The 512-nt window shown below is 61.5% G+C and carries 1 protein-coding gene; it reads right to left on the bottom strand.

All coding sequences use genetic code 11. The features are described from left to right. Window positions 1-74: 74 nt before the first annotated feature. The gene (gene crcB / locus AC1D0Z_RS24040) at window positions 75-461 is read right to left on the bottom strand and encodes a fluoride efflux transporter CrcB (RefSeq protein WP_477660610.1); all 387 of its coding nucleotides are present in this window, start codon (window positions 459-461) and stop codon (window positions 75-77) included. Window positions 462-512 lie beyond the last annotated feature (51 nt).

Genomic DNA, 512 nt, shown 5'->3' with positions numbered 1-512 from the left:
CGCTTGCACAAGGGAAGGCAAGCCCCATGTGCTTGCCGTATTTTTCTGGGATAAAAAGTAGCCGGAATCGGCTATCAGCGAGCGGTAACAGCTATAAAAAACATAGCAGTTTTGAGGCCGGCCACCGTCATCAACAGCGATCCCAGCACGTGCGCGGTGGCCGTGAGCGCGGCCAGCCCGTAGCGCGCTTCCATCAGGAAAACCACCACTTCGGCCGAAAACGAGGAAAACGTGGTGAGCCCGCCCAGGAACCCGGTCACCAGCGCCAGCCGCCACACCGGGTCCAGCTGCGGCATGGACTGGAAGCCGGCAATGCAGATACCAATCAGGTAGCCGCCGATGAGGTTGGCCGCCAGCGTGCCCCAGGGAATGAGGCCGCCGGGTGTCAGCCACAGGCCGAGGCCCCAGCGTGCCAGCGCGCCGACTGAAGCTCCAATGGAAATCGCGATGACGTTCAGCATGGCGGTGGTGGCGGTGTAGTTGTTGTTTGGCGGGAGAATAGAGCCACGACT

The organism is Polaromonas sp. P1_E3 (assembly GCF_056405935.1).
This window is presented reverse-complemented; position numbering and strand designations above follow the sequence as displayed.